The sequence below is a fragment of the Intrasporangium sp. genome (assembly GCF_051961875.1).
In the GTDB taxonomy this organism is placed as follows: Bacteria; Actinomycetota; Actinomycetes; order Actinomycetales; family Dermatophilaceae; genus Intrasporangium_A.
This window is the reverse complement of record NZ_JBQCCV010000047.1, coordinates 21,017-28,489: the sequence shown is the minus strand read 5'-3', so window position 1 is coordinate 28,489 and position 7,473 is coordinate 21,017. Positions and strand designations below refer to the sequence as shown.

The following is a 7,473-nucleotide window of genomic DNA, read 5'->3' as shown; positions in this document are numbered from 1 at the left end:
CGAGCTCCACCCGGCAGTCGACGCGCGGCTTGCCGGTCTCCAGGACGAGGAGGTCCTCGAGCTCGCTCCGGCGTGCAGCCAGCTCGGCATGGGCGGCGAACAGGGCCGCCCGCCGGACGTGCGAGGGCAGCCGGCCCACCCGATCGCGCACGGCGAGTGCCGCGTCGACGGCCTGGCGTGCCAGGTCGCGGTCTCCGACCGGAGCCTCGGCAACCAGCGCGCCGTCGTAGGGGAACCGCACCTCGGCTGTTTCCGGTGGCGGGAACCAGCCCTCCCCGACGGGCAGCCCGGCGGGGTGTGCGGGACGATACAGAGGCGACTCAGGCATCGCGAATCCCCTTGTCCTCGAAGTCTTCCGGTTCCGGCGGCCTCGTAGCCCCCGCCTGGTCGGCGCTGAGCAAGGCGGACGTGCCCGCCCCTGCCAGAGCGCTCTGCATCGACGGCACTGACCGCAGCAGCCGTGCGGTGTAGGGGTGTCGCGGACGGTCGTAGACCTCGCTCGTCGGGCCCGTCTCGACGATCTCCCCCGCGCTCATGACGGCGACTCGGTCGCAGACGTGCCGTACGACCGACAGGTCGTGCGAGACGAACACGAGTGTCAGGCCGAGCTCTGAGACGAGGTCGTCGAGCAGGTTGAGCACCTGGGCCCGGACGGAGACGTCCAAGGCGCTCACGGGCTCGTCGGCCAGCAGGATCGTCGGCTCCGGCGCGAGCGCCCGGGCGATCGAGATCCGCTGGCGCTGCCCGCCGGAGAACTGGTGGGGATAGCGGTCGGCGGCGTCGGCGGGCAGCCCGACCGCATCTAGGAGCTCCTCCACCCGATGTCGCCGCCCCTTGATGCCTTGCGCGACAAGCGGTTCGGCGATGATGTCGCGGACCCGCATCCTCGGGTCGAGCGAGCCCATCGGGTCCTGGAAGACGACCTGCAGGCGCTGTCGGAGGAAGCCGAGCCGGCGTTCCGGCAGACCGGTGACGTCCCGCCCCTCGACGACGACCCGTCCACTCGTCGGCCGGTCCAGACCGGCGATGATGCGCAACAGGGTGGACTTGCCGCAGCCGGACTCTCCCACGATCCCGAAGCGCTCACCCGGCGCGACCTCGAGGCTCACCCCACGCAGTGCCTGCACGACCGGGCCGGGCACTCGGATGGAGCGACGTGGTCGGCGGTAGTCGCGGTGCACATCCTCGACGCGGAGCGCCGTTGCCGGCGTCTGCGGGGTCACGAGCCGACCTCGGCGGTGTCGTGGGCGGGGTGGAAGCAGGCGTACCCCTGCCCCGGGTCCGGCCCGGTCCACGGCGGCAGGGTCTCGCAGGCCTGGGTCGCGTGGCTGCACCGGTTGCGGAAGACGCAGCCCGCGGGGAAGCGGCCTGCCGGGGGCACCGAGCCGGGGATCGTCCGGAGCCGGGCGTGCTGGCCCGTATCCTCGAGGTCCGAGGCATCCAGCAGGCCCTGGGTGTAGCGGTGGTGCGGCCGGCGGAACACCTCGTCGACGGGGCCGGCCTCGACGATGCGGCCGCCGTACATGACGAGCACCCGCTCGCAGACGGTGGCGACGACGGACAGGTCGTGGGTGATGAAGAGGAGCGCAGAGTCCCGCGCCGCCACGCCGCGGACGACGAGGTCGAGCACCAGAGCCTGCACGGTGACGTCGAGGGCGGTCGTCGGCTCGTCGCAGACGAGCAGCTGCGGGTCGTTCGCGAGCGCGATGGCGAGGACGACCCGCTGGCGCTGGCCGCCGGACAGCTGGTGCGGATAGGCCCGGGCGGCCTCGGCCGGCGAGGGCAGGGCGACCTGGTCGAGCAGCTCGATGGCCGCGGCTCGAGCCTCGGCCCTGCTGCACCGCCGGTGCAGCAGGATCGCCTCGGCCACCTGGGCGCCGACCCGGGCCGTCGGGTTGAGGGCCGTCATGGGCTCCTGGAAGACCATGGCGACGTCGCGGCCCCGGATGCGCGAGAGCCGCCGTTCGTCGAGCTCGAGGAGGTTCCGGTCGGCGCCGGCGAGCCGCACCGTGCCGGATGTGGCGAGGTCCTCGGGGAGCAGGCCGAGCACCGCCAGGCCGGTCAGCGACTTGCCCGACCCGGACTCCCCGATGAGGCCGACGCGCTCGCCCCGGTCGATGGCGAAGGTGACATCGTGCAGCAGCCCGCGGGGCCCGACCGAGACACCCAGGCCGTCGACCTGCAGGACCCGCTCGTCGCTCATCGCCGGTCCTCCAGCCTGGGGTCGTAGCGGTCGCGCAGCCCGTCACCGAGGAGGTTGAAGCCGAGCACGGCGACCGCGATGGCGATGCCGGGGAAGATGGCGAGACGCGGCGCGATGAAGAGCATCTCCTGGCTCTCCTGGAGCATCCGCCCCCAGGACGGGGTCGGCGGCGGTGTGCCGTAGCCGAGGAAGGACAGGGCCGCCTCCGCGAGGATCGCGATGGCGAAGGCGACCGAGGCCTGGACGATGACGAGGCTGCTGACGTTGGGCAGCACGTGCCGCCACCCGATTGCGAACGGCCGTCGCCCGGCCGCCCGGGCCGCGAGGACGTACTCCGTGCTGAGCACCTGGAGGGCCCCGCTGCGGACGACCCGGACGAAGCTGGGGATCGACGCGATCCCGATCGCGATCATCGCCACGAGGGTGCTGCCGCCATAGACGGCACTGAACATGATCGCGAGCAGGAGGGCCGGGAAGGCGAGCAAGAGGTCGAGCAGGCGCATGAGCGGCTCGGCGAACCACCGCGGCGCCATCGCCGCGACGATCCCGAGCGGCACGCCGATGACGCCAGCGACCCCGACGGCGACGATGCCGACGAAGAGCGTCGTACGGGCACCGACGAGGATCTGGCTGAAGACGTCGCGGCCGAACTTGTCCGTGCCGAAGAGGTGGTGCGGCGACATCGTCTGCAAGCGGCTCGAGGCGTCGACGAGCGTCGGGTCGTAGGGCGTCCAGAGGAACGACACGAGCGCTGCCGCGACGACGAGCCCCACGAGGACCGCGCCGACCATCAGGGTGGCGCCGGCCCGGCGCCGTGGCAGCCGCCCGACGGGCAGCGGCTCGCCGAGGGCCCCGATTCCTGGATCGATGCGGCTCATCGCGTCGTCACCTGCAGTCGGGGGTCGATCACGAGGTAGAGCACGTCGACGACGAAGTTGACGAGGAGGACGGCGAGGACGAGCACCATGACGACGTCCTGCACGACGATGAGGTCGCGGTTCGACACGGCGTCGAGGAGCAGGCTGCCGAGGCCGGGGATGACGAAGACGCGCTCGACGACGACGGCGCCGATGAGCAACGTCGCGAGCTGCAGCCCGAGGACCGTGACGACGGGGATCGAGGCATTGCGCATCCCGTGCCGCCACAGGGCCTGCATCGGGGTCAGTCCCTTGGCTCGAGCCGTCCTGATGTAGTCCTCGCGCATCACGTCGAGGACTGCGCTGCGGACGTACCTCGTGAGGACCGCTGCCTGCACGATGCCCAGCGACAGCGCGGGCAGGGTCAGCTGCTTGACGAACATGACCGGGTCCTGGTCGGGCGGGGTCCAGCCGTTGGCCGGCAGCCAGCCCAGTCCCACGGCGAAGACCGTGATGAGCAGGATGCCGGCGAGGAAGGCCGGGACCGCAACCCCGAGCTGCGAGAGCGCGGACAGCAGGACGCCGCTCGTCCTCCGGTGCCGCACCGCCATGACCGTGCCGAGCGGGACTGCCACCACGAGGGCGATGACCATCGCCGTGACGACGAGCCAGAGGGTCACCTGGAGGCGGTCGGCGATCTGCGGGCCGATCGGTGCGTGGGAGATGTACGACGTGCCGAAGTCGAATCGGGCGAGGCCCCCGACCCACGACAGGTACTGCGCGGCCAGGGGGCGGTCCAGCCCGAACTCTCTGCGCAGCGCGGCCACGGACTCGTCCGAGGCGTTCACCCCCAGCGCCACCCGGGCGGGGTCGCCGGGCAGCACAGCCATGAAGGCGAAGACGAGGATCGTGCTGGCGACGAGACTCGCCAGCAGGATCCCCGTCCGCTGGAGGATCCGCAGCAGCATCGTGTCGGTGGTCCGCTCAGGCTCGCGGCCGGGTCACGACCGGCCGAGCTGGCTGAGGTCGAACGACTCGGAGATGGCGTTCTTGGGCAGTCCGGTGATCCCCTTGTCCGCGACGATGAGGTTGGGCAGGAGGAAGAGGAAGTCGGCGGCGGCGTCCTCGGAGAGCGCCTTGGCGGCTGCCTTCATGTAGGTGATCTGCTCCTCCGGGGTGCCGGCGTCGGCCTTGGCGAGGTCCTCCTGGACCTGCTTGTTGTTGTAGCGCGTGTAGTACTTGGGGTTGCCGAAGACCGCGCCGAGGTCACGCGGCTCCACGTGCGCGACGATCGACATGTCGTAGTCCGCGTTCTGGAACACCGTCGTCAGCCACGCGGCCGGGAACTCCAGCTGGTCGAGGGCGACCTTGAAGCCGGCCTGCTCGAGGTCGCTCTTGACGACCTGGCCGCAGGAGACGGCATACGGCAGGGTGGGGATCCGGAGCCGGAGCGTCGTGTTCCCGACGCCGGTCTCCTTGACGAGGGCCTTGGCCTTGGTCAGGTCGTAGGGGTAGAGCCCGGTCAGGTCCTCGTACCACGGGTCGGTCGGCGGCACCATGCTGCCGATGAGCGTGCCGTAGCCGGCCCAGCACGTGTCGACCAGGGCCTTGTGGTTGATCGCGTAGCGCACCGCCTGGCGCACCTTGAGGTTGTCCATCGGCGCCTTGCCGTTGTTGAACGACAGGACGACCTCTCCGTTGGTCGTGCCCTCGATGACCTCGTACTTCGAGCTGCCCTCGAACTGCTTGAGCGTCTCGGGCGCCTGGACGGTGCCGATGACGTTGATCGTGCCGGTCAGCAGCGCGTTGTTGAGTGCGGTCGGGTCCTTGAAGTACTTCAGCACGACCTGACCGAAGTGGGGCTTGGGTCCCCAGTAGTTCGGGTTGGCCTTGAGGGTGATCGAGTCGCCGCGGTTCCACGCCGCGAACTCGTAGGGGCCGGTCCCGACCGGCTTGGTCGCGAGGTTCGCGATCCCGCTCTGGGTCATCATCGCGCCGATCCGCGTCGTCATCTTGTAGAGCCAGTCGTTGCTCGGCTGCTTGAGCGTGACCTGCAGCTCGGTGTCGGAGACGGCCTTGGCATCGGCGACGACGTCCATCGCCGCCTTGAGCGAGGTGGTCCAGTCGTTCTTGACCCGGTTGATGGAAAAGACGGCGTCCTTGGCCGTGAACGGCTGGCCGTTGGTGAACTTCGCCTTGTCGGTCAGCTCGAAGGTGTAGGTCTTGCGGTCGCCCGAGACCTTCCACGACGTCGCCAGCGCCGGCTTGATGTCGCCGTTCTGGTCGAGCTTCACCAGGGTTTCGTAGACGTTGTAGAGCAGAGCCTGCGGGATGGCCGCTCCGTCGTTCGTCGTGAAGTCGAGGCTGACAGGCTCGGCGACGAGCCCGACCGTCAGGGCGTCGCTGCCCGGGGCGCCGCTGCCGCCGCCGCCGGACGTGCCGGGGTTCGTCGAGGACCCGGCCGAGCACGCGGCGACGACCGCCGCCGTCAGGGCAGCCGCCAGGACTGCCACGAATCGAGTGGACTTCACTGTGCCTCCATCTGCGCAGGACCGGTGCGGTCAGCTCGCGGGTGCAGCAAGTCTGTCAGGACCTCCTCACAGGATGAAGGTATGCCGCTCACTTTGTGGCGGTCAGGCCGTGGCCTTGGTCACGTGGCGCGCTACCGTGGCGCCCAGTAGCGATAGAGCCAGTGCCAGTCGGCGCCAACCGGACCGCGACGGCGCGGATCGGGTCGCTGTCGGGTTGGTGCGGGGCTGGCGGGTGCAGCGCGAGCGAGGGAGCCGGATGGACGAGACGATGCACGAGCTCGCCGGGCTGGCCGCGACCGATCTCGTCGCCGCCTACCGCGGCCGGCGGCTGTCGCCCGTCGAGGTGACCCGCGCGGTTCTCGCCGTCATTGCCGAGCGCGATCCGGTCCTCGGCGCGATGTGGGACGTCGCGAGCGAGCCGGCCTGCCACGCGGCCCGGTCCAGCGAGGACCGCTGGCGCCGGGGCGAGCCGCTCTGCCCGATCGACGGCGTCCCCGTCACGGTCAAGGAGAACCTCGCCCGCGCCGGCGTGCCGATGCCCTCGGGCTGCGCCGGGACCCTGCCGGTCGTCCCGGCGTGCGATTCCCCTGTCGTCGCTCGCATCCTCGAGTCGGGCGGCGTGATCGTCGGATCGACCGTCATGCCGGACTGGGGCATGTTGTCGTCGGGCGTCTCGAGCCTCCACGGCGTGACGAGGAGTCCCTGGGATCCCGCCCTCACGACGGGCGGGTCGAGCTCCGGCGCCGGTGCGGCGGCCGCCGCCGGCTACGGCCCGCTGCACGTGGGCACCGACATCGGCGGTTCGATCCGGCTACCCGGTACCTGGCTCGGGCTCACGACGCTGAAGCCGTCAGCGGGACGAGTGCCTCTCGACACGCCATACCTGGGCCGCGTCGCGGGGCCGATGGCTCGGTCGGCGCAGGACGCCGCCCTGCTCCTCACGGTCATCAGCGGGCCCGACGCACGTGACTGGACGAGCCTGCCCGCCGAGGACCTCGCGGTCCCGCTCGCGGACCTCACGCTCGACCTGAGCGGCATGCGGGTCGGTCTGCTCCTCGACGCCGGGGCGGGCCTGCCGCTCGAGGACGACATCCGGCGCGCGGTCCAGGCCGCCGGGGCGGTCTTCGCCGACGGGGGCGCCACGGTCGAGCCGGTCGACCCGTTCGTGACCCCAGAGATGATGGCCGGTCTCGACGAGTTCTGGCGCGTGCGTTCGCTCGTCGACTTCCTGGCTCTGTCCGAGGAGCGCAGGGAGCGGGTGCTGCCGTTCATCCGGCGCTGGGTGCAGCGCGCGGCCGATGTGACCGGCACGGCTCTGATGCGGGACTACTCGAGCATCATGACGCTGCAGCAGGCCACTGCCACCGCGACGCAGCCCTACGACCTCGTCCTGTCACCGGTCGCGCCCATGTCGGCGTTCCCGGCCGAGTGGCCCATGCCGTGGGGACCGGACTCGGACCTCGGCATGGCGCACATCGCCTACACCGCGCCATACAACATGACGGGACAGCCTGCGGCGACGACGAACTGCGGCTTCACCGCCGACGGGCGGACGGTCGGGCTGCAGGTCGCGGGCCGCCGGTTCGACGACGTCGGGGTCCTCCGGGCCGTGGCCTGGTTCGAGCAACATGCCGGCGCCGGGCTCCGACCGCGCTGGCCGGTCCGATAGCCGCAAATGCCGGATTTGCACTGAATGCCCGAGTTCGGGCGGCAGGTCTGGTCCCGGCGACAGCCGGCACTTCGGCGGGTTTCGCCGTAGTTCACAACCGGTTCACCGGTCGGGTTCCCGTACCGGTGGCGGATGTCCCCACCTGGGTCTAGGTTGACGATCCTCCCCGCCGTGGCGCGGTGGAGATGCAGTGCGACTCACCTTCGGTCTCCC

The 7,473-nt window shown here is 70.9% G+C and carries 7 protein-coding genes; 1 reads left to right on the top strand and 6 read right to left on the bottom strand.

The features are described from left to right. The 6 genes from ACTHJJ_RS02850 to ACTHJJ_RS02825 all read right to left on the bottom strand — a co-directional run. Positions 1–328: aldehyde dehydrogenase family protein (locus ACTHJJ_RS02850; protein WP_440301424.1), on the bottom strand; the 328-nt coding region annotated here is incomplete at its 3' end. Continuing rightward, positions 321–1,223: an ATP-binding cassette domain-containing protein gene (locus ACTHJJ_RS02845; RefSeq protein ID WP_440301423.1), complete on the bottom strand. Its 903-nt coding sequence runs from the start codon at positions 1,221–1,223 to the stop codon at positions 321–323. The genes ACTHJJ_RS02845 and ACTHJJ_RS02850, both read right to left, overlap by 8 nt. Further along, complete coding sequence (locus tag ACTHJJ_RS02840) at positions 1,220–2,203, bottom strand: ABC transporter ATP-binding protein (RefSeq protein ID WP_440301422.1); 984 nt, start codon at positions 2,201–2,203, stop codon at positions 1,220–1,222. Before ACTHJJ_RS02840 ends, ACTHJJ_RS02845 begins: the two co-directional genes overlap by 4 nt. After that, complete coding sequence (locus ACTHJJ_RS02835) at positions 2,200–3,081, bottom strand: ABC transporter permease (RefSeq protein ID WP_440301421.1); 882 nt, start codon at positions 3,079–3,081, stop codon at positions 2,200–2,202. Before ACTHJJ_RS02835 ends, ACTHJJ_RS02840 begins: the two co-directional genes overlap by 4 nt. Beyond that, the gene (locus tag ACTHJJ_RS02830) at positions 3,078–4,028 is read right to left on the bottom strand and encodes an ABC transporter permease (protein ID WP_440301420.1); all 951 of its coding nucleotides are present in this window, start codon (positions 4,026–4,028) and stop codon (positions 3,078–3,080) included. Before ACTHJJ_RS02830 ends, ACTHJJ_RS02835 begins: the two co-directional genes overlap by 4 nt. Before the next feature lie 33 nt (positions 4,029–4,061). Beyond that, a complete protein-coding gene (locus ACTHJJ_RS02825; protein ID WP_440301419.1) occupies positions 4,062–5,573 on the bottom strand; it encodes an ABC transporter substrate-binding protein in 1,512 nt (503 codons plus the stop codon). 274 nt (positions 5,574–5,847) lie between these two features. On the opposite strand from ACTHJJ_RS02825, the gene ACTHJJ_RS02820 reads away from it, so the two are divergent. After that, positions 5,848–7,260 carry an amidase gene (locus tag ACTHJJ_RS02820; protein ID WP_440301418.1) on the top strand — a complete coding sequence of 471 codons (1,413 nt, stop codon included), beginning with the start codon at positions 5,848–5,850 and terminating at the stop codon, positions 7,258–7,260. Positions 7,261–7,473 lie beyond the last annotated feature (213 nt).